Source organism: Acinetobacter sp. WCHAc060025, assembly GCF_004209355.1.
Classification (GTDB): Bacteria; Pseudomonadota; Gammaproteobacteria; order Pseudomonadales; family Moraxellaceae; genus Acinetobacter; species Acinetobacter wuhouensis.
The window spans coordinates 35,210-58,031 of sequence record NZ_SGSX01000021.1 but is presented as its reverse complement, the minus strand read 5'-3'; the positions used below and the strand labels follow the sequence as shown (position 1 = coordinate 58,031).

Below are 22,822 nucleotides of genomic sequence, written 5' to 3'. Positions count from 1 at the left end.
ACTCATAAATTTGGAACACCATCATGTCTACTGCCAATCGCTATACAGGACTTGTTGATCGCTATCGTGACCGCTTACCAGTATCTAAAACTACACGTGCTATTTCTTTAAATGAAGGGAATACCCCGCTCATTAAATTAGACAATATTCCACGTCTTATTGGTAAAAACGTTGAAATTTATGTGAAGTACGAAGGTTTAAACCCGACTGGTTCATTTAAAGACCGTGGTATGACCATGGCTGTAACAAAAGCAGTTGAAGAAGGCTCTAAAGCGATTATCTGTGCATCTACAGGGAATACTTCTGCTGCTGCTGCGGCTTATGCTGCACGTGCGGGCATCAAAGCGTTTGTTTTAATCCCAGAAGGCAAAATTGCAATGGGTAAAATGGCGCAGTCAATGATGTACGGCGCTGTGACTTTACAAATTCACGGTAACTTCGATGACGGTATGCGTCTGGTTAAAGAAGTGGCTGATCAAGCACCTGTAACGATTGTAAACTCAATCAACCCTTACCGTTTGCAAGGTCAAAAAACCATTGCTTATGAAATCGTAGATGCTTTGGGTCGTGCACCTGATTATCACTGCTTGCCTGTGGGTAACGCAGGTAACATCACTGCACATTGGATGGGCTATACCGAAGCTTTAACTGAAAATTTCAGCTTTGAAAAAGACCAAGTGGTTTATGATGCAGAAGCGGATGCTTTCACTGGTCAAAAACCAGCGGGTCGCCCAACAATGGTCGGTTACCAAGCTTCTGGTGCTGCACCATTCTTACGTGGTGGTCCAGTTGAAAACCCTGAAACAGTTGCAACTGCAATCCGTATCGGTAATCCACAAAGCTTTAACCATGCCAAAGCGGTTGTTCGTGATTCAAACGGTTGGTTTGATGAATTGACTGATGCTGAAATCTTAGAAGCACAGCGTATGCTTTCAATGTATGAAGGCGTGTTTGTTGAACCTGCTTCTGCTGCATCTATCGGTGGTGCGATCCGTGATATTAAAGCAGGTAAAATTGCTGAAGGTTCTGTGATCGTATGTACCGTAACAGGTAACGGCTTGAAAGACCCTGATACAGCAATCAAACAATGTGCAGATGCTGTTATGTTGTCGATTGATGCTGAACTGAACCAAGTTCGTGATTCTATTCTTTCAAATATGTAAGATTTAAATCATTAAAAAACCTGCCAAGTGCAGGTTTTTTTATAGCTCGAATCTAAATATAAAGCTTATCAATAAAAACTTAATAACTGATGTTACACAGGAAGTATATTTTAGGGCACCTCTACACTTTTAATGTATGAGCAGTTGATTATCATCAATAAGTATCAGAATAATTAGTGATTGTGGATTTCAAATCAGTGGTCCTATCGCGATAGGCGACATGGATGTCGCTGTTGGGCGGGGGTATAGGACATACCCCCTCGCCCAACAAAGGATTTTTGTTACTTTTCATCCTTGAAAAGTAAGTATCGCCTACACAAATTGAACTAAACTTTGCTAGGCAAATGGGGCTGTGCTAGCTCAAGAATATTTTTATAGTCAATATTTTGAGTATTCTCAGTTTTTAGACATTCTTTAAATGCGTTACATCAGTTAATAAAAAAACGCCCCTTTAAACTTAAGAGGCGATTCACTAAAAAGTTAACTTTAAAATAAAATCATACTTAAAAATAGCTTAAATACGTTTTGGTAAATGACTCACCCAGTTTAAAAGATTGGTTGCATCGTTAGTACGTGCTTGAGACGTACTTGCACCCAATAACACCACTACAGCTGGACGACTATTCACTGTCGTATGCATCACAACACAACGCCCTGCTTCATTGATATAACCTGTTTTTGAAATATTAATATTCCAACCACCATTACGCACCAGTGCATTAGTATTGTTTGATTTCAATACACGGTAGCCGAGATTGAAGTCATAATGCGCTGTAGTCGAGAATTGACGAATTAAGCCATATTGGGATGATGCACTGACTAAAATCCCAAGATCGCGCGCAGAAGAGATATTACGAGGGTCTAGACCAGTAGACTCAACATAGTGTGTTGAGTTCATCCCCAATTGACGTGCTTTACTATTCATTGCAGCAATAAAAGCCTGTCGACCACCCGGATAAGTACGTGCTAAAGCCGCCGCCGCAGGATTCTCAGATTTCATCAAAGCCACCAAAAGCATTTCTGCACGATTCATCGTGTCACCTACTTTTAGCGTAGAACTTGAGTTCTTCCCCCCAGCACCAGCAAAATCAATTTGTTGCAATGTGATATCTTCAGACATATTCAAACGAGCATCTGCCGTAATCACCGCTGTCATAAGCTTGGTAATCGAAGCAATAGGTAATGCCATATTGGTATTTTTACTGTATAGCACTTCACCAGTATTTGCATCCATCACCAAAGCAGCACGAGCATTGACAGATGGCTGACTGCTATAGTTATTGGTATCATAAATCTGTGCAGATCTATTATTCAAAGTTACAGGTGCTGTATTTGAAGTGCGCAATGTTGTGGTATAAGTTGTTGAACCTTTAGGTGAAATATCTTCACCATCATCATCAACAGAATCCCCATTCAGTAACTGGCTAGCATCTGAAGACGACCAACTCACACTCGCTTGTCCGCTTCCTCCCGTTGAATTCATAATGATTTCAGCAAAACCAGTTGAACTCATACTGAGTAGCACTGACAAACTCAGCACATGCATTAACGTTTTTTTTGATTTTTTCACGATAACTTACTCATCCTTTGGGAGGTATTCACAAACTTGCTAATTACCTCAAATATGACTTACATTTACACTCAATCGTGACTATATTAAAACAAATATTTCAATCACAATGTATTGTGCATAAATATTGAATGGATATTAGGAATAGCATTGCCAATTTTGTTATGTCTTTGCAAGTATTTTTTGCTTTATGTAACAAAAATATTGATATTTAGAATGAAAAGGAGGTGTAAGTGATTACTGTTTTAGTGGTAGATGACCATGAATTAGTAAGAACAGGCATCTGCAGAATGTTAGAAGATCAAATCGATATTCAAGTCATTGGGCAAGCAGAATCAGGCGAAGAAGCCATCACCATCGTTAGACAACAACATCCTAACGTCGTTTTATTAGATGTAAATATGCCTGGAATCGGTGGTGTTGAAACAACCCGCCGTTTATTACAAACTGCACCAGATACCAAAGTTCTAGCAGTCAGTGGCTTGGCTGAAGAACCTTACCCTTCCTTGCTCTTAAAGGCAGGTGCACGTGGCTATATCACCAAAGGTGCACCCATTACGGAAATGGTTCGAGCGATTAAAAAAGTCATGCAAGGTGGTAAATACTTCAGTGCGGATATTGCTGAACAACTTGCCAGTTCATATCTTTCAGATACACAAACCTCACCTTTTGATGCACTGTCTGAACGTGAAATGCAAGTTGCCATGATGGTTGTGAATTGTGTCAGCGCACAAGAAATTTCAGACAAACTTTTCGTGAGTGTCAAAACAGTCAATACTTATCGTTATCGTATCTTTGAAAAACTCGGAATTGATAGCGACGTTAAATTAACCCACCTCGCAATTCGTTATGGTTTGATCAAACCATAACTGACAAGAAATACAAAATACGTAACTGAGTACACCTATGGCGCCTAAGGTATCTGTCCCGATTTATCAAACCATTTACCGACTAGGCTCACTGTATTCAGTCTACCGTGTAGTCATCGCATTCTGCCTGATTGTTATTTTTTTGATTTCACTGGAAAATCAGCAAACTCATTACCTTTATCCAAGTTTATATTTTTATTCGATTGCAGCATTTACTGTTATTTCAGCCTTACAAATGATGCTTCTCAGATTCTTTCCACATGGAATCAGTAAGCAATTCATCGGCTTTTTTATCATCGATGTTCCTTTTCTGAGTCTTCTAGTTTTTGCATTAAGCGGTCCTAATCTTTCGATTAGTATTCTATTTGTGATTACCATCTTCTCTGCAAATTTTTTGCTCAGTAAAAATCAAGCCTTATTTATTACGCTCATCTCCGTGATTGCGATTATTTATCAGCAGTTTCTCGGTAGTTTTTTTGATTTTTCTAATTTAAATAATATTAGTAATAGTGCTTTATTGGCATTTCTATTTTTCATTGTTTATGGCATCGGGCAAATCGCCATTAAACGCTTTCAGGTTTTAGAGTCGCTTAATACTTACCAATCCTTAGAATTATTTAAATTACAAAACATTAACCGCTATATTTTAGAACAGATCGAAGTAGGCTATGTTGTGATCGATGATAAATTCAAAATCGTCGTGAGCAATCCAGCAGCTTGTCAACTTTTGGGTATTTCACCACTTTATGCCTACGAACAATATTATTTATCGGAGTTTCAATCTGATTTATATGAAATCTTAAAAGATGCAATGATTCGTGATGAAGAACGTTTCCAGTTTGAATCACATCAATCTACCTATACAGTCGATATTCGTATTCAAAAACTGGTCGTTCCTCATCAAGCCCTCACGCTTTTAGTCCTCGAAGATGCTCAACGCATCAATCAAAAAGTACAACAACTCAAACTTGCCTCACTCGGGCAACTTTCTGCCAGTATTGCGCATGAAATTCGTAATCCATTGGCGGCAATCGTCCAAGCCAATGAGCTCTATTTAGGTAGTGACCCTGAGCAACAAACACTGCTTCATCAGATGATTAGCAAACAAGCGGTACGTATCAATGCCATCATTAAAGACACATTAGATATGGCAAAAAATAAAAAGGTCGATGCCAGAAGAATAAATCTATCTGAATTTATCCATGACTTATTAGCAAGTGACTTAAATGATGCTCAAGAGAAAATTAAAGTCGAAATCGAAGCTGAAACTCGTGTTTACTTTGACGATCTGCAACTACGGCAAGTTTTGATTAATTTGATTCGAAATGCGTTACGTCATAATGATGAGCATGCTGAATTCATTTTAATACAGGCATACCATACTCAATCTCACGTCTGTATCGATGTGATTGATTATGGGAATGGCGTCACAGAACAAAATATTTCTAAATTATTTACACCATTTTATAGTACCGAAATTACTGGAACTGGTTTAGGATTATACCTATCGCAAACGATCTGCGAAGCAAATCAAGCGAAATTAATGTATATAGAGCAAAAACAACAAGGGGCATGTTTCCGAATTGAATGCCCGCTCATAGATTAAATTGTTTTTTGGGGAAATATTGGGGTTATGACTGCACGACAACCACTAGTTTTATTGGTCGATGATGAACAAGATTTATGTATGCTCATGCAAATGAGCCTGTCACGTATGGGGATCAAAACCCATATGGCACATCATTTACAACAAGCCAAATACTTCTTTAGTGAATATAAATATGATGCCTGTATTACAGATTTAAACCTCCCTGATGGAAGTGGTTTAGAACTGGTTAAACATGTTTCACAGCATTATCCTAACACCCCTATTGCAGTACTTACAGCTTATGGCAATATGGAAATTGCCATTGCATCGTTAAAAGCAGGTGCTTTTGATTTTGTCAGTAAACCGATTAACCAAACTCACTTACAACAGCTATTACAAAAAGCATTACACGTCCCACAGTTACCAGAAGTTGTTACAGATATTCCGCTTGAAGAATCAATGCTGATCGGCGATTCACAAGTCATTCGTAAGCTTAGAGAAACCATAAAAAAAGTAGCACGTTCACAAGCGCCTGTTTTTATCACAGGTGAATCTGGAACAGGTAAAGAAGTCGTTGCGAATCTAATTCATCAACTCAGCAATCGTAGCGATAGTCCATTCATCGCCATCAATTGCGGTGCAATTTCTGAAGAGTTGATGGAAAGTGAGCTGTTTGGTCATAAAAAAGGGTGCTTTTCTGGCGCAATCTCGGACAAACAAGGGCTGATTCAAGCAGCCAATGGTGGAACTTTATTCTTAGATGAAATTGCTGAACTTTCTTTAGCTATGCAAGCTAAATTACTCCGTGCAGTTCAAGAGAAAAAAATTCGTCCATTGGGCAGTGACTCAGAAATTGAAGTAGATTTTCGTATTATCAGTGCTAGTCATCAAGACATTGAGGCTTTGGTTGAACAAGGTAAATTCCGTCATGACTTATTTTTCAGAATTCATGTCATGGACATCTTACTCCCACCATTGCGTGACCGTGACCGTGACATCCTCATTCTAGCGAGTTACTTTATTCAGCAAATTTGTACTGAATGGAAGATCTCAACGAAACACTTAACTGAAGAAGCGAAATCTTTTCTTTTGGTGCAATACTATTCAGGTAATGTTCGTGAATTACGCAACATTATTGAAAAAGCTATCACTATGAGTGATGAAGAATATATCGATACTCAACATTTACAAGCAGCCCCACCACGCGGACAGATAAAACCTGAATCATTTGAACCCATCGTTACAAAAACTGCTCCTGTTGAACTGGCTGATAAAAATCAACCAATTCCTGAAGAAGGTTTAGAACAATATTTGGAAAAGGTAGAAAAAGAAGTCTTGCTCTCCGCTTTGAATCAGACCCATTGGAACCGAACTTTAGCTGCTAAAAAACTCGGTATGACCTTTCGTTCTTTACGCTATCGTCTGAAAAAGTTTGGATTAGATACAGATGACGATGATGAATAATCTCAAGTTTTGAAGTGAAAAAAGCTGAGAACATTCTCAGCTTTTTAAATTCGAAATGATCAACGATGTTTTAGAAGTAACTCCGCAACATTGTTTAAATACGTATCTTCTTTTTGATCCAATGTCCATGCATATTCCAAATTAGGGCGAATACCCTGCCCATCAATCATATTGCCGTTCGGCGTATAATAATGTGAGACGGTCATTTGAAGTGCCGCACCATTTGGCAATGGAAAAAGTTTTTGTACTACGCCTTTGCCATAACTTTTTTCACCAACCACCCATGCACGTTGATGCTCTTTCATGGCAGCAGTAAACACTTCTGCCGCAGAAGCAGAACGACCATTGATCAAAACACCGAGTTTAGTATGGATAAATTCATCCCCCGGTAAAGCTTGGAATTGTTGATTTCCTTCGGAACGACTTTTTGTTGAAACAATCGTCCCTTGGCTTAAAAATAAATCTGCTGTTTCAACAGCGGCTGAAAGCAAACCACCAGGATTGTTTCGCAAATCCAAAAGTACTGCTTTAACTCGTTGCGTGCCATATTCTTCGATTAAACGCTTAATTTCATTGGCAGTATCTTGTTGAAATACTTTTACTTTTAATACCAAAACTTGGTTGTGCAACATGATTGGTTCAATATCTGCAACTTCAAGTTTTCGATTTCGCACAATAGAGATCGCTGGGCTTTTCTCGTTGAGTTGCAATTGAAATGTAGAACCAATTGAACCATGTAATAAATCTTGTACTTGTGTTGCATTTAAATTCTTTAATTCTTGGTTTTCAATTTTAAATACTGTAAAACCATTCTTCAAACCCAACTTGCTTGAATCTGAATTGTCTCTCAAATTCTTGATTTTCCATTGATGGAAATGGCTGTCAAAACTGAGTTCAAAATCGGCTGTTGCAAGATCACTTTCCGTATATTGCATCAACTGTTTATATTCTTCAGGCGACAAATAACGTGAATAACGATCTAAACCACCGACTAAGCCTTTGATTGCTTGTAAAAATAAAACATCATCAGGTTTTTCTTGTACATAGTTGTCTTTGACAATGCCATAAATCTGCACAAACTGTTCAATCGATTCGATTGGAACTTCGGCAATGCTCTGTTCTACATCATCAAAGTCAAGTGGGGCAGCATTTTCTGCCGCCCAAAGAGAATGACTTCCACAGGTCAATAATCCTGCTAATACAGCAATATATGTCCAAGCTCGAGCCATTCACTCACCTAATTTAAATAATTACTACGATTTCAAGGTAATCAAATTGCGACCTTGCATTTCTTTCGGTGCAGGGATATTCATAAGATGGAGCAATGTTGGCGCCACATCTGCCAATACACCACCTTCTGCAATCGTTGCTGATGTTGGACCTACATAAATAAATGGCACGAGTTCAGTGGTATGTTGAGTGTGGACTTGACCACTGACATAGTCTTGCATTTGTTCTACATTACCATGATCTGCTGTAATCAACATATGACCATGTTTTGCCATCACTGCTTCATACAAACGCCCAAGGCTCAGGTCAACGGCTTCAACTGCTTTCACCGCTGCATCAAATACGCCCGTATGCCCAACCATATCACCATTGGCATAGTTCACCACAAGTAAATCATATTCACCTGAATTCACCGCAGCAACCAATTGATCAGTCACTTCAGGCGCACTCATTTTAGGTTGTAAATCATAGGTTGCGACTTTCGGTGATGGAATCAAAATACGTTTTTCACCAGGATATTCATCTTCACGACCACCACTGAAGAAGAAGGTCACATGTGCATATTTTTCAGTTTCAGCAATACGTAATTGAGTTTTACCAAGCGAAGATAAATATTCACCAATTGAGTTTTTAAGCTCTTCAGGCATATACGCAACTGGCGCATCAATGGTTGCTTGATAACGTGTTAACATCACAAATTTAGACAGATTTGGCACAACTTTACGCTCAAAATTAGCAAAGTCTTTTTCCACAAATGCTTTGGTAATTTCACGGGCACGGTCAGCACGGAAATTCATAAACACAATGCTGTCTCCATCAGCAACTTTAGCAATCTCACCAACACGCGTTGCTTTAACAAACTCATCATTTTCATTGGCTTCATAGGCTTGTTCCAAGCCTTCAACCGCAGAATTCACCACACGTACAGCTTCACCTTCAGTCATCAAACGATACGCTTGCTCTACACGATCCCAACGGTTGTCACGATCCATGGCAAAGTAACGACCAATCATGGTCGCAATACGACCTTGATTTGGATATTGAGCAAATAAAGCATCTAGCTTTTCTAAAGAAGGTTTTGCGCTACGTGGTGGCGTATCACGACCATCAAGGAAAGCATGTAAATACACTTTTGCACCACGTTTGAGTGCCAATTCACACATCGCAACAATATGATCTTCATGAGAATGTACGCCACCTTGTGACAATAAACCCATGATATGCACTGCACCATTGGCAGCTTTGGCTTTTTCTACAGCATCAACCAAAACTTCATGTTCAAAAAAAGCACCTTCACGGATATCTTTGGTAATACGAGTAAAGTCTTGATATAGCACACGACCTGCACCGAGGTTCATGTGACCCACTTCTGAGTTCCCCATTTGCCCATCAGGTAGCCCCACATCTTCACCAGAGCCAGAAATTAAACTATGCGGATGCTTGTCTTGCATCATGGTTAGATTTGGCGTTTTTGCTGCTAAAAACGCATTATCCTCGACCGCTTCACGATGACCCACACCGTCCATAATCACTAGAACGTGAGGGATTTTGCCAGCAGTTGCATCCGTCATGATTTACACTCTTTTCTGTTTACAAATTAATCATCATATCTTACCGTTTTTTTACGGCAGACTCTATGTTTCGACGATGGCAATAATTTATCCCCATCATCAGAATTTCTAATCTAAATGCTTTTCGACTAAAACTTGATTCAATTCTCTTATTTACAGGCTATCGGGCACGATAAAGTAAATAACTCCCCACACCGAACATCAGTACGATCGGCAGGAATACAAACCACGCAGGAGAAGGTGCATAGACCAAACTTGCATAGCCCAAAAAGTCTTGGACGTAATAGAAGCCTAAGCCCACAAACAATGCAATCACTAAGCGAAAGCCCATCGACTGTTGACGCAATGGCCCAAAAATAAATGAGCAAGCAATCAAAACTAGACCCAGTAGAGCAAATGGTGAACCGACATTTTTCCAAAACGCTAAAAGATAGGTTTTCGGTACTTGACTATATTCATGCATATATTTCATAAAACTCAGCAACTGACTTGGTGCTAAGTCTTCAGGGTCAATCGTCACCATATGCACATATTTAGGTTGTAGTGCCAACGCTAAAGTTTGTTGATTTTGGTTGGCAAGTTGAGACTGACCATTTTCTAAAATGTTCATCTGAGCACTGTCGTGTAAGTCCCATTGACCATTTTTAAGAAACTGCCCTTTTTCAGCATCTAGCACTGATTTCAAACGATATTGATCATCAAAATCTAAAACTTGGACTTGCTTTAAAGCGCCTTGTGAATTGGCATAATTGATGTAAATAAAGCGTTGCCCTTCTCGTGTCCAGTAACCATTTACTTCACCTAATTTTGCCGCACTGCGATGATTTTTGATGCTTTTCGCTTGTTCACTGGTATAAGGGACAACAAACTCACTCAAAGCAAAAGATAGGATAACCAAGACCAGTGACGAACGCATCACCCAACCCACGATACGCCAAAGGCTAATCCCTGATGCACGCATGACGATCAATTCACTATTGGATGCCATCGAACCAAGCCCGAGAATTGCACCAATCAACGCTGAAATAGGCAAAATTTCATAGAGATACTTCGGTGATCCCCACAAAACATATTGCAATGCATTCCACGCGCTATAGCCTTCTTTTAAACTACTGAGCTCACCGAGATAGGTAAATAATATTTGTAAGCCAGATAAGATCGCTGTTGCACCCAACATAGCGAGCATCGTGGTTTTAGTCACATGCTTGGCGACAATTCTACGTGCTAACATTATGATCTCACTCGCTGAATCTGTTTTTTAATCTTAGGTGCTAATTTCTGCTTACGTGCGAATAAAGCGGCAAAAACCGCATAAACTAACAATACAGCTGGATATGCCCACATCCCAATTTCATCTTTGGTGATTCGTGTTCGGACTGCCATTAACACTGCGATTAAGCTTGCAAAAATTAATAAGGCTGGGAAAAGCTTTAAATAACGACCTTGTCGTGGCGTCACTTCACATAGTGCTGTTGCCAACATGAGTGCAACAACCATCGAAAAAGGTACAAATATTCGCCACCCCAACTCACTTTGAATCACAGGATCATCTTTAGCATCCAATAGCTTGTTGAAAGAAAGTGCTTCGACATCACCACTATCGTACTTGGCTTCTTTGTCACTTTCGATACGTAAACGCCACGTTTGGAATTCTGCTTGGGAGTATTTGGCAGAGCCCGGATAAATTTCATAACGACGCCCTTGAACCAAGTCGACCACACTGGCTGCATCATTAGCAATTTCAATACGGGTCGCTTCTTTGGCAAGGATAATTTCGTCAGGTTTTCCAGTTTTTTCAGCACGTTTATAAACGAATACATCTTTTAGATTTTTACGATCTTCAGACAAAGAACCTGCATAGATGGTATACATCCCTGCTGAAATAAACTCACGGGGTCGTACGGAATCAAACCCTGTTTTGACCGCTTGCGTCGACATCAATTGTTCATATTGGCGAAGCCCTGCGGGTGCCATCCACACCATCAAAACACTTTGTGCAATTAAATACACCAAAGTAAGCGGGATAAGTAAGCGCGCCAATTGGATTCGACTGATACCACTGCCGTTTAAAACCGCCATTTCATGATCAACATATAGGCGACCAAAAACCAACATCAAACCAATAAAGAAACCCAATGGAAGAATCAGAATAAGAAATTCAGGGAAACGAAAGCCAATGATACTAAATAGGATACTTGGATCTATCCGCCCCATAGCCGCACGACCGAATTGCTTAATCAGCTGCCCACCCATAAAAATGAGTGTCAATAAGGCAACGACGACCAATGAAGTCGAAACAACTTGTTTGACGAGGTAACGTCGAATAATCAAATTAATCTTCCAAATAAGGGCTAAACGTGAAGTGCTGTTAGTTTACCCGAAGTTAAAATTATAAAACTAGATTGAAATTCTACCATTTGAAGTGGTTCAATGGTTTAATGATTTGAAATGTAAACAAGGCACAAAGACAACACATGAAACTTACGATCAATACATCGTTTTCAGCGTCTACATCTAGCCAGTCCTTATATATTCTGGTGGATTCTGAAAATACCAAACAAGCTCAAGAAACATATAAAATCAGCGATTTAGATACATTAATTGAAGCTACACAATTCAAAGCGAGTTTCAATGAAACTTTACCATTGATTGCTAAACTCACTCAAGTTACACAATGTACTTTGCTCGGAATCGATAAAGCATCTGAAGTGAAAGTGGCGAAATTAGCAAAAATCGCACAAACGATTATCAAAGCATCACAAAAAAAATTCAAACAGATCAGTATTGATATTTCTGCACTTCCGACAGAGTTGCATTACTTATTTGCATTAAGCCTCACTCAAGCTGCCTATGGCTATGATGAGTTTAAATCTAAGAAAAATGAATTTAACTTAGAAACCATTGAATTCATTGCAACTTCTTCAAGCTTAACAGCAGATCAACTCAGCTTTATTGAAGCGGTTCAAAATGGTCAAAACTATACTCGTGACTTAGGCAATTGCCCTGGCAATATTTGCTTCCCTGAATATTTAGCAGAACAAGCGCGTGCTTTGGCTGCAGAATTTCCAGACCTTTTAAAAGTAACGGTACTTGAAGAGCAACAACTTGCTGACTTAGGTATGAATGCTTTCTTAGCCGTAAGTAAAGGTTCTGATCGTCCAGGTCGTGTCATTACCCTTGAATATAAAGCGGATATTGACCAAGCACCGATTGTCCTTGTTGGTAAGGGTGTAACATTTGATACTGGCGGTATTTCATTGAAACCAGGTCTAGGCATGGACGAAATGAAATTCGACATGTGCGGTTCAGCATCTGTATTGGGTACAATTCGTGCGCTGTGTGAAGCGAAATTACCAATTCATGTAGTCGGTGCAATTGCAGCGGCAGAAAATATGCCTTCAGGTCATGCAACTCGCCCAGGCGATATTGTAACTACGATGAGTGGGCAAACGGTTGAAATTTTAAATACCGATGCCGAAGGTCGTTTAGTCCTTTGCGATACACTGACCTATATCAAACGCTTCAATCCTGCCCTAGTGATTGATATTGCGACACTAACAGGTGCATGTGTGGTTGCATTGGGTTCAGTTGTTTCGGGTTTATTTACCCCAGATGATGAATTGGCTGCTGAAATCACTGAAGCAGGTCATACGGCATTTGACCGTGTATGGCGCATGCCTGTCTATGAGGATTATCAAGAACAGCTTGATTCTCCATTTGCAGACATTGCCAATATTGGTGGGCCAAAAGCAGGGGCTGTAACAGCAGCGTGTTTCTTGCAACGCTTCACACGAGACTACCGTTGGGCGCATTTAGATATCGCAGGTACGGCGTGGAACTCTGGTGCAAACAAAGGCGCGACGGGTCGTCCAGTGCCATTGCTGATGCAATTCATTGCCAATCGTGCGAAAATCAACCGTGATCAAAAGAATGGCTAAAATTAGCTTTTATTTGTTTGAAAAAAGCCCTGAACGACAGGTCGAAAGTGCCTGTCGTTTATGTCGTAAAATTTTGCGAAATGCAGCTAAAATTTGGCTGCATTGCCCTGATACCGTTACACAACAGCAACTTGATGAACGCTTATGGAGCTTTGATCCGAGCAGTTTCTTAGCGCATGGTATTGATCAAACTAATGCACCGATTTGTATTTCTTCAAAATTACCTGAATCATCTGAATGGATTGTGTTTAATTTTAACAATCAAGCACTTGATCCTGCGACACAATTTAGTCACATTATAGAAATCGTTGAAAATGATGAGTCTGCAAAACAACTCGGTCGAGAGAAATTTAAAGCCTATCGACGGATGGGAATTGCACCTCAAACCTATAAACTTTAATTTATTTTCAATCAGTATGCTTTTATTTCAAGGAGATGCGTGGTGGCATTAAATGTCGGTCAAGATTTTAAAAAGCGTTGGTTAGATACACCTGAAGCTGTACGCCAAACTTTTGTAGATGACCTCAACCGCATCTGTGATCTTTTAAGCCCTGTAACAGATATCCCTAACTGGCTGGATAATGATCAGCGTCAAATGCAAGTGGCTCAACTGAAAGTTGAACAAGCTTATGCAGACTTAAAAGCACAATTGATAGAAGAAGCACGACTTCGTAAACAACTGGCTTTAGAAAAATCATTGGCTGAAAAACGTGCGCAACAACAAGCTTATAATTCAGCATTGATCAAAGATGAATTACTACAATTTGAACAACAAAAACATACGCTGCAAGGCTTACGCCAACACATCGACACTGAAATTTTACAATACAGCGAAAAGTACACCAAGAATCCTGACACACCTGCCATCGACTATGCCAATGGTCAATTCCGTGTTGATGATACACAAATCATTTCTGAACTTGAAAGTGTGCGCTTACGTCTTGAACTAGAAGCTGAAACGCAGATTGAACAAGCCGTAGAAGCTTTTCGCGCAAAACTACAAACTGCAGCAAAAGAAGAAATTGAATATATTTTAGCAAACTCAAACTTTTCAGCAGAAAAATAGAAAAGCTTATCTGTTTTATTTCTAAATACTTTTTTAGCTTGTCACGATAATGAAATATAAATGTCACAAGATGGTCATATCGCAAGGTGTTGATCATCTTGCATGGGGGAAACTTCACTGAACAATTTAACGAGAACTCGGTCTTTATGTTGCTCCCAATAAAGACACAAGCTCGTATTTATCGGGATAAATAAAATGGATCTACCCAACCAAATTTCAAACCGAATTGCTCAACTCCGTTCTGGTGAAAAATGGACGGTCTCTATACAAGATTTATTGATCAGTCGTGCAGACTTCCAATCCCTGTCTGTCTTCCTCAGCCGTGAATCGGAAAAAGGTACATTTTCTTTGGGTGATGTAGGAAATATCAAACCACATTTTGAACATACCTCTCTCACGATCACTAAAAACTAAGTGTTTTAAATTACCGATCTTAAAAGCCCAACTCATCATCAGTTGGGCTTTTTTATCGAGCAATGATCAACAAACAATTTTTGAAATTAACTTCGCTTCGACCAATGATTTTTCATTCAGATTGGCATCCATTTCAATCAAATACTTACCATTAGAATAGAAAATTGAATCACCGTTCAAGGCAAAACTCATCACACCCTTTTTTAAGGTTGTCATTTCACCAGATGGTGTCATTTTGATTAATTCCCAAGAATTTGGAATGGTTCCTGGATATTTTTCGCCTAATTTCTGATTTCGTTCTAAGTTCTGTTGTGACTTAATCAAGTTCCCCTCAACAAATAACTCTTCTTCAGACTTTTGTTGTGATTTCGCTGGGTTATTTCCAGACGTAGTTTTTAACGATTCACCTGTATAGCGCTGGGTGAAAAAATCTAACCAACCCACAATGGCACGAATAATTTTAAACGGCGCAAATATAATGTCTTTAAATGTTGTTACTGGCGAATTGGTATAGCCATCACGCATATAAGGACGTTTAATAAAATATAAATTTCCCAAACCATCCATCTTCGGTTTAAAGAAATCAAACTTTGGATCAGAGGCGATGGTTTCTAGCTCACCAGTCCCCATATCTAAATGACAAATTTCTTTCGGGCTAAACGCGATACGATGCTCTCCGATGCCTAAGCCACAAGAGTCATAATACAACTGCATTGTATCTCGCGGATCAAAACATGGGTTTGAATCCTGACATTCTCCCTCAGTTAAATACTGTGTACGATTGGCATCCAAAGGTAAAATACAAATGTGGCGTTCATAGTGGTCTGTGTTAACCGACAAAGCTAAACGTCGCTTCGATTCATCGTATGCCATATCTTGGACGACAAAATCATTTTTTCGCAGGATCAAACCTTCTGTTTCTTGCAAATTATCTAATGACTTAATATTGATCGAAACGCCATCTTGTAAGCATGCGCTATAAATCATTTTATGATCAGAGGTTAAAATCACATCTGTAGGGAAAATATGATTTAAATCGGCTTCATCATTTTGTACATAGTTCCCCATAAACTGAGCACCTGTACCTTTGGTTTTCCAGTCTTTACGTTGTTGGATCTCAACTAAGTTCTTTTTATATTGATCAATCGCCTGAAATGGGACAGTTATGGTTTTATTATTATCTAATAAGTACACTTGATTATTCGATAAATACAGCAATGCAGACATGAATATTCCTTAGTTTGACCACGCACAGGATATTTTTCATTCTACTGTGCGACAGTTTAATTCTTCATTTTTCTGTCTAAAATATAGCATAATTCCTATATTTCGACTCAAATTTTAAGCAGTTCTAAAATACAATTTTAATGCAATAAAAAAGCCTTTCACAAAGAAAGGCTTCGACAATCAATATTATGATTCAATTCAAATATTAAGGCTGTTTTAAATACGGCCAAGCAGCTTTTAAGTAAATAAACATCGACCATAAAGTCAGAATCACAGCAGTATAGAGCAAGCCATACGCCAACATTTCAAGTGGTTGCCAGTTTAATAAAAATACTGTAATCGCAATCATTTGAAAGGCAGTTTTATATTTACCCACTGTAGATACCGCAACATTGGTACGCGCACCTAACTCTGCCATCCACTCACGTAAAGCAGATACCGTAATTTCACGGGAAATAATCACAATCGCAGCAAATGCCATCGTAATCGTCGGTTGCCATTGCACTAGTACAATGAGTGCAGCTGCAACCATCAGTTTATCTGCGACTGGATCTAAAAAACGCCCAAATGCAGAGGTTTGATTCAAGGTTCTCGCAAGATAACCATCAAACCAGTCTGTCACCGCCGCAATGACAAAAATCGCAGTCAGGATAATATGACGCGTCATACTCCCCTCATGTCCACCCACACCAATCGCAGGTGGCCAATATGCAACAGCTAAAAACACAGGAATTAACGCAATACGAGCTAACGTCAAGATATTTGGAATATTCAGGATACGACCTGTAGTCATAGATACCGCCACTGAGTCCCCTATTTACCCGAATAACAGGCAAATGATAATTTAGAGTATGCTCTATTTCGCTATTACTTTATACGATTCACATGAAACTGTCGACTATACAAACTCTCAGTTAAGCAAAGACAGTCACAGTCTGCCGAGCGATTGCAATCAAACGATTTTGCGCATCCCACAAGTAGGCGTGTTCAGCTGAATAACCATGCTCTGCAAAATCAGTAATCACGTGATATTTAAACCAATCATTGAGCTGACTTTGTAATGGATAAATAAAGGTTAAATGCCATGTTAATGAACTTGCAGGTGCAGGTTTACGAAACATTGGTAATACACCCGGTGGCCAAACATCCATCAAAGTGACTAAGTCAGCCAAATTCATCTCACGATTAGCATGCACTTCTGGATCAAAGCGACAACAGCCCTTAAAGTCAGGCTCTTTACTGCCTGACATAGGATAATGTCCATCCGTCCACGCCAATTGGAAATTTTTCACACATTCTGGAAATGGCAGATATTTTGGAACAATATTCAGTTGATCTACTGGTGGAAACTCAACGGGTTGAACGCCCAATGGAACATTAATTTTCGACTCACGTTGACTGCCAAAACTCGCAATCAAAATACTTTGTACAGCATCATTTTGCCAAAGTCGTACTTCAATCGTCGTGACCGACTTACCTTCACGTAAAATTTCAGCCGTCAATTTGACCTGTGCTTCGTCTACAGGCCCAACAAAAGTGACACTACAGCTCAACAGTTTTTTCTCTGAATCATTGATCGTCGTGATTGCTTTGTAAATCAACATTCCTGCAACTAAACCACCAAAAATCGTCCGCCCTTGTAGCCAACCTTGTGGAATATCAATCCATTGTTGTCGCTCAATTTGTTGAAATAATTGTTCCAATGACATGACCAATCCTGATTTTATATTCTGAAACTACTTTTTCATATTTTTGAAGATAAGGAAATGATCAATGACTGATGCGTCAATGAGCATTTAGGCGAATGCAACTTATGATCGACAAGTATGACTGTTTTACCAATAGTCTTAATTTACTAATTAAAAGGATTATTCATGCAAAACCTTATAAATGGTTCTTGCCATGACATCTCCCAAACCAGGTACCAATTTCAAATCATGTTCAGAAGCTTTGAGCACGCCTTGAATCCCCCCGAAATGGGTGAGTAAATCACGACGACGCTTTGGCCCAAGTCCTGGAATTGCTTCCAGCACCGAGCCACCACGGCGTTTATCACGTTTTGCACGATGCTTCGTAATAGCAAAACGATGCGCTTCATCACGTACTTGTTGGATCAAATGCAAAGCTTTATTGTCCTCAGGCAACTGGATTTTTGTACCATCGGTAAAATGTAAAGTTTCTAAGCCTGGCTTACGTCCCTCACCTTTCGACACGCCGACCATAAAGGCATCGAGTCCCAACTCTTGCATCACTTCCATTGCCATGTGTAATTGCCCTTTACCACCGTCTATGAGTAATAAATCAGGCAACATGGCTTTTTTATAGCGACGAGTCAAAGCTTGACGCATCGCTGCATAGTCATCTCCACCAGTAATATCTTCAATCGAGAATTGTCGGTAATCACGCTTGCGTGCGCCACCTGCATCGAAGACCACACATGAAGCAATGGTCGCTTCGCCCATGGTGTGGGAAATATCAAAGCATTCGATACTGTCGATTGGGCGACCACAAAATTCTTCAAGCTGATGAAAACGCTCATTCAGTTCTAAATGATTCGCCAATTTTCCTTTAATCGCATGCTGAACATTCATCTCTGCAAGTTCGAGCCATTCCGCGCGGGTTTCGCGGACATTATGTTTGATTTGAATTTTCTTCTCGAACTGTTGATGCAGCGCTTCTTCCAACTCTTTGCGATCAGAAACTTCAACATTCACGATCAATTCACTTGGCACTTCATCTGCGACTTGGAAATAGAAATTCGCCATAAAGTCGGACAACATTTGCCCCAAATCATCGCCTAACATATCAGGAAAATAACTTTTTCCACCGAGCATTTTCCCATTGCGCACATGCATGATCTGTACGCAAGTCACCCCCGCTTGGTAGGCAATGGCAAGAATATCGGCTTCACCCTTAATTTTATAAATTGCCTGTTGCGCCTGCACATCACGCAATAAAGCCATACGATCACGATAGAATACTGCCTTTTCAAATTCTAAATTTTCAGCAGCCTGTTCCATCTTTTGAATCAATTCTTGATTCAATTCTTTGGTATCACCATTTAAAAAGCGAATCGAGTTTTGCACATCTTCGTTATAGGCTTCAGGCGAAATCAGACCAACACATGGCGCAGTACAGCGTTTGATTTGGTACTGCAAACATGGGCGTTTGCGTTGTGAAAAATAGCTGTTTTCACATTGACGAACATTAAATAATTTTTGTAGGACGAGTAAGGTATCTCGTGCATTATAAGCACTCGGATAAGGACCAAAAAACTTGCCGACTTGGTGTTTACCTTTACCTCGCCCCGATGCAATACGTGGATAAGGTTTATCCGCTGAAACAAAGATATAGACATACGATTTATCATCGCGCAGCATGATGTTATAGGGCGGACGATGCAGTTTAATTAAGTTTTGTTCAAGTAATAGAGCTTCAGTTTCAGAACGAACAACCAATGTTTCAATATTATAAATACGTGCAACTAAAGCTTGTGTTTTGGGATGTTCAATGGTCTTCACAAAATAACTCGACACACGATTTTTTAGATTTTTGGCTTTACCAACATAGAGCAACTCACCCTCTTTACCGAGCATGCGATAGACACCCGGCAATGTAGTCATATTGGCTAAAATCTTTTCGATATTTTCACGTGCGTTTTCGTTCACTGTTGACCTAATTCTTTTCAACTCCATCCCATGATGTGATGCTTTTTATTCCAATTTCAAGCAATTTATTTACTAAGCATGTAGAAACAAAGAATTCACCGATCATCCCATTGCTAAAAGCTATTAGTCAGCCCTTTATTTTTTGCTATGCTCAAGTGATAAATTTATTCATTGATCAAGTTAGGTTCAATTTGAATGAGCATTGAAAATGCAGCAATCCATATCGTAAAGCCTTCCACTTCCACGCATGGCAGATCTGAGAAAAATCTGAGTCTAGGAAAATCACGTTTTCATTTTGAACCTACAACTGTAATGCAGCATTTGCGTAAACATATTATTGGGCAAGAAAAAGCATTAGATGAAATATCGAAAATGTTGCATGTGGTTAAAGCTGATTTTTCTCCACCCGATAAACCGCTTTCGGTCACGCTGATGCTTGGCCCAACGGGTGTAGGAAAAACTGAAACTGTACGATTAATTGCGGAAGCCATTTATGGACAAGCCGATGCCTTTTGTCGCATTGATATGAATACTTTGGCACAAGAGCATTATACAGCAGCCATTACAGGCGCACCGCCTGGCTATGTCGGTTCAAAAGAAGGTCATAGCCTCTTTGATGAAACTGCGATTGCAGGTTCACATACCCGTCCTGGCATTGTACTTTTTGATGAGTTAGAAAAAGCCTCTACCGAAGTGATTCGTGGCTTGATGAATATTCTAGATACAGGAAAGCTGACCTTAACCGCAGGGACAAAAACCATAGATTTTAGAAACTGTATGATCTTTATGACCAGTAATATTGGTGCACAGGCAGCACAGCAATATTTGGAGAAAATACAGTTTTTACAAAAAAAATGCAGGACATCTGCCTCAAACGAATACCAACACAGACCATTATTGAAAAAGTCATGTATCGTAAATTTGATCCTGAATTTCTCAATCGGATTGATCGAACTTTGCATTATCAAGCGGTACAATCAGATGCTTTACCACGATTGGTTGAGATCGAACTCGAAAAGCTCAATCAGCGTTTACTACATCAAAAACGAACTGTTCATTTAACCGATTCAGCCAAAGCCTATTTTTATCAAGATCATGATATTCGTTTTGGCGCACGGCATTTAGCACGGAAAATCAGGACTGAACTTGAGCCAGTTTTAGCCATTTATTTTTTAAATCATCCTGAAAATAATGACGCCAGAATTGATTACCACAATGCTGAATTTCACGTTTTATAAAAGCTTGGAAACTCAGGAAATACTTTTTCTCACTGATCATTTAGAATAATTCGTATTTACTAGCTCATAAAATTTTTGTGGATTTCTCGGTGAAACCAATATTTGTTTAGGCTTTCCATCTTTCAAATATTCTATTTTAAACCGCTTCAAAGACAATGCAGGCGATACATCCAAATGATCTGTTGGGCTGACTTTTTGAATATCATCCAATTGAATCACCCATTTAAAGATAAGAGTATGAATCGTTAAAGTCCGATCTTTAATCACATAACGTGTCGTCAACAACGGCAACCAAAGCAAAATCACAGTCAAAATATACACGGTAGTATGCTCAGGATATTCCTGCATTGTTCCTTTGGCATACATCGTTACTAAGAGTTGAATCAACAAACCAGACATCGCAACAATAAAGCCAAAAACCCACCAATCAATTTTGCTTCGAAATGTTTGCATCTCTATCAACTCATGTATATTTCACATGATTCTAACCAAAACCCATAATTATTTCATGGATTTATTGCTTTATTTTTCATTAGTGTGAATACACAAATTCAAGGCATAAAAAAACGCCCTTTCGAGCGTTTAGATATTTCAATACAATCAAAACAACTTTTGAAAGAATGCCATGATTTGTGACATATAAGGTCGAATAAAGATCAAGAAGAATAGCCCCAACATGATGAACCACTTTAAGAAGTAGTACAGTTGACGATTGGTTTTCTTTAATGCTTTGGCTTTAATACGGAATTGGTAAACATAACCAAAAACCTTATTTAAACCGCCAGTTTGGTCTCCTGCTTCATTCGGAGAACTTGCAGCAGTCATCACTTTTCGACCGAACCAATGATTAAAACGTTCCATAAATTTAGCTTTTAATGGTCGTTCCACATCGGCAAAGAAAATAATACGGTTTTGGTCTGTGGTATTTTCAGCATAGTGAATATAAGTTTCATCAAATACCACACTTTCACCATCACGCCATGAATAACGCTGACCATCCACATCAATAAAACAACGATCATCATTTGGTGTTAATAAACCCAAGTGATAACGCAATGAACCTGCATAAGGATCTCTGTGACGGACTAAACGACTATCAGGTGCAAGCTCAGTAAACATCGCAGCTTTAATGGTCGGTAATGTTTTTAACAATTCAGTGGTTTTTGGGCAAAGTTCTGCCGCTGAAGGATGCGCTGAGTCATACCATTTCAGATAAAAACGCTTCCAGCCTGTTTTAAAAAACGAGTTAAAGCCCAGATCATCATAGCTACTAGATGCTTTAATCCCACCTTTGGCATAAAGTGCTTTCGCTTCATCACGAATCATTTCCCAATTTTCATCCAACACTTTTAAGTCTTTAAAATGTTGAGTGTCAATATAGGGTTGATTTGGCACTTTAGAAAACATGTACATCAAGAAATTGATGGGTGCGAGTATCGTAGAATGGTCAAAGAACTGACGATAAAACGAATGACGCACTTTACCGCGATTTTGGATATACAATGCAGACATCACAAAAATCGCCAATATGATCCATTTAATCATACAGCACTCATTTCATTAGTAAGGGTAATCGAGCAATAAAGGATTGCTAATGCAATGAAAATCTCAATCAATGAGACTATCAATGGTAAATCTTAACAAAAATAGTACGTAAAATGCCAATCGTAAAAAGAAATCACCTTATATAAAACTCACTTGAAAATGCTGTGTTCTTTTGGATTGATACAATCAATTGACCAAAATGACTAAAAAATTATTTTTTATTCATACTTAAAATGCTTTTAAAAAACCTAAATATTTCCTTTATTTTATG

Annotated in this window: 19 protein-coding genes and 1 pseudogene; 9 read left to right on the top strand and 11 right to left on the bottom strand. The window is 39.1% G+C overall.

The genetic code is table 11. The annotated features are described in order from the left end of the window. Positions 1-23: 23 nt before the first annotated feature. Positions 24-1,163, top strand: a complete 1,140-nt coding sequence (gene thrC, locus EXE09_RS15925) for a threonine synthase (protein ID WP_068973871.1) — start codon at positions 24-26, stop codon at positions 1,161-1,163. A gap of 514 nt (positions 1,164-1,677) precedes the next feature. On the opposite strand, the gene pbpG is transcribed toward thrC, so the two are convergent. Continuing rightward, positions 1,678-2,733, bottom strand: a complete 1,056-nt coding sequence (pbpG, locus tag EXE09_RS15920) for a D-alanyl-D-alanine endopeptidase PBP7/8 (RefSeq protein ID WP_130117902.1) — start codon at positions 2,731-2,733, stop codon at positions 1,678-1,680. 233 nt (positions 2,734-2,966) lie between these two features. Between pbpG and EXE09_RS15915 the strand changes: the two genes are divergently transcribed. The 3 genes from EXE09_RS15915 to EXE09_RS15905 are packed head-to-tail and all read left to right on the top strand — an operon-like array spanning position 2,967 to position 6,654. Continuing rightward, complete coding sequence (locus EXE09_RS15915; protein ID WP_068973873.1) at positions 2,967-3,602, top strand: response regulator; 636 nt, start codon at positions 2,967-2,969, stop codon at positions 3,600-3,602. Positions 3,603-3,639: 37 nt separating this feature from the next. Beyond that, entirely contained in the window at positions 3,640-5,208 is a 1,569-nt protein-coding gene (locus tag EXE09_RS15910; protein ID WP_068973874.1) for a sensor histidine kinase, read from the top strand. Between the two features lie 27 nt (positions 5,209-5,235). Beyond that, positions 5,236-6,654: a sigma-54-dependent transcriptional regulator gene (locus EXE09_RS15905; RefSeq protein WP_130117901.1), complete on the top strand. Its 1,419-nt coding sequence runs from the start codon at positions 5,236-5,238 to the stop codon at positions 6,652-6,654. A gap of 59 nt (positions 6,655-6,713) precedes the next feature. Here EXE09_RS15905 and EXE09_RS15900 read toward each other — a convergent pair whose 3' ends face one another. From EXE09_RS15900 to lptF, 4 genes are all read right to left on the bottom strand, one after another. Beyond that, a complete protein-coding gene (locus tag EXE09_RS15900; RefSeq protein WP_068973876.1) occupies positions 6,714-7,883 on the bottom strand; it encodes a S41 family peptidase in 1,170 nt (389 codons plus the stop codon). A 24-nt stretch (positions 7,884-7,907) separates the two neighbouring features. Further along, positions 7,908-9,455, bottom strand: a complete 1,548-nt coding sequence (gene gpmI, locus EXE09_RS15895) for a 2,3-bisphosphoglycerate-independent phosphoglycerate mutase (protein WP_130117900.1) — start codon at positions 9,453-9,455, stop codon at positions 7,908-7,910. Between the two features lie 160 nt (positions 9,456-9,615). Then, a complete protein-coding gene (gene lptG / locus EXE09_RS15890) occupies positions 9,616-10,686 on the bottom strand; it encodes an LPS export ABC transporter permease LptG (RefSeq protein ID WP_068973878.1) in 1,071 nt (356 codons plus the stop codon). Then, positions 10,686-11,786 (bottom strand): LPS export ABC transporter permease LptF, encoded by a 1,101-nt coding sequence (lptF, locus tag EXE09_RS15885; protein ID WP_130117899.1) that lies wholly within the window; start codon positions 11,784-11,786, stop codon positions 10,686-10,688. The genes lptG and lptF overlap by 1 nt, the downstream gene beginning before the upstream one ends. 143 nt (positions 11,787-11,929) lie before the next feature. Here lptF and EXE09_RS15880 point away from each other — a divergent pair, with 143 nt between their 5' ends. The 4 genes from EXE09_RS15880 to EXE09_RS15865 all read left to right on the top strand — a co-directional run bounded on the left by EXE09_RS15880 (position 11,930) and on the right by EXE09_RS15865 (position 14,873). After that, positions 11,930-13,393: a leucyl aminopeptidase gene (locus EXE09_RS15880; RefSeq protein ID WP_130117898.1), complete on the top strand. Its 1,464-nt coding sequence runs from the start codon at positions 11,930-11,932 to the stop codon at positions 13,391-13,393. Beyond that, positions 13,386-13,793: a DNA polymerase III subunit chi gene (locus EXE09_RS15875; protein WP_130117897.1), complete on the top strand. Its 408-nt coding sequence runs from the start codon at positions 13,386-13,388 to the stop codon at positions 13,791-13,793. The genes EXE09_RS15880 and EXE09_RS15875 overlap by 8 nt, the downstream gene beginning before the upstream one ends. A 42-nt stretch (positions 13,794-13,835) precedes the next feature. Further along, entirely contained in the window at positions 13,836-14,459 is a 624-nt protein-coding gene (locus tag EXE09_RS15870; protein ID WP_130117905.1) for a hypothetical protein, read from the top strand. A 195-nt stretch (positions 14,460-14,654) separates the two neighbouring features. Beyond that, entirely contained in the window at positions 14,655-14,873 is a 219-nt protein-coding gene (locus EXE09_RS15865) for a hypothetical protein (RefSeq protein WP_130117896.1), read from the top strand. 66 nt (positions 14,874-14,939) lie between these two features. Here the strand turns inward: EXE09_RS15865 and EXE09_RS15860 are convergent, their stop codons facing one another. The 4 genes from EXE09_RS15860 to uvrC form a co-directional block, all read right to left on the bottom strand. Beyond that, positions 14,940-16,100, bottom strand: a complete 1,161-nt coding sequence (locus EXE09_RS15860) for a hypothetical protein (protein ID WP_130117895.1) — start codon at positions 16,098-16,100, stop codon at positions 14,940-14,942. Between the two features lie 205 nt (positions 16,101-16,305). Further along, entirely contained in the window at positions 16,306-16,893 is a 588-nt protein-coding gene (gene pgsA, locus EXE09_RS15855; RefSeq protein WP_087552253.1) for a CDP-diacylglycerol--glycerol-3-phosphate 3-phosphatidyltransferase, read from the bottom strand. A 121-nt stretch (positions 16,894-17,014) separates the two neighbouring features. Beyond that, positions 17,015-17,809: a thioesterase family protein gene (locus tag EXE09_RS15850; RefSeq protein ID WP_130117894.1), complete on the bottom strand. Its 795-nt coding sequence runs from the start codon at positions 17,807-17,809 to the stop codon at positions 17,015-17,017. 159 nt (positions 17,810-17,968) lie between these two features. Continuing rightward, positions 17,969-19,768, bottom strand: coding sequence for an excinuclease ABC subunit UvrC (gene uvrC, locus EXE09_RS15845; RefSeq protein ID WP_130117893.1), 1,800 nt, complete (start codon positions 19,766-19,768; stop codon positions 17,969-17,971). Between the two features lie 195 nt (positions 19,769-19,963). On the opposite strand from uvrC, the pseudogene EXE09_RS15840 reads away from it, so the two are divergent. Next, positions 19,964-21,006 (top strand): annotated as a pseudogene (locus EXE09_RS15840) (AAA family ATPase). A 36-nt stretch (positions 21,007-21,042) separates the two neighbouring features. Here the strand turns inward: EXE09_RS15840 and EXE09_RS15835 are convergent. Beyond that, positions 21,043-21,459 (bottom strand): PH domain-containing protein, encoded by a 417-nt coding sequence (locus tag EXE09_RS15835; protein WP_068973888.1) that lies wholly within the window; start codon positions 21,457-21,459, stop codon positions 21,043-21,045. Positions 21,460-21,606: 147 nt separating this feature from the next. After that, on the bottom strand, positions 21,607-22,551 hold the full coding sequence (gene lpxO / locus EXE09_RS15830) for a lipid A hydroxylase LpxO (RefSeq protein WP_130117892.1): 945 nt from the start codon (positions 22,549-22,551) through the stop codon (positions 21,607-21,609). Between the last annotated feature and the right edge of the window lie 271 nt (positions 22,552-22,822).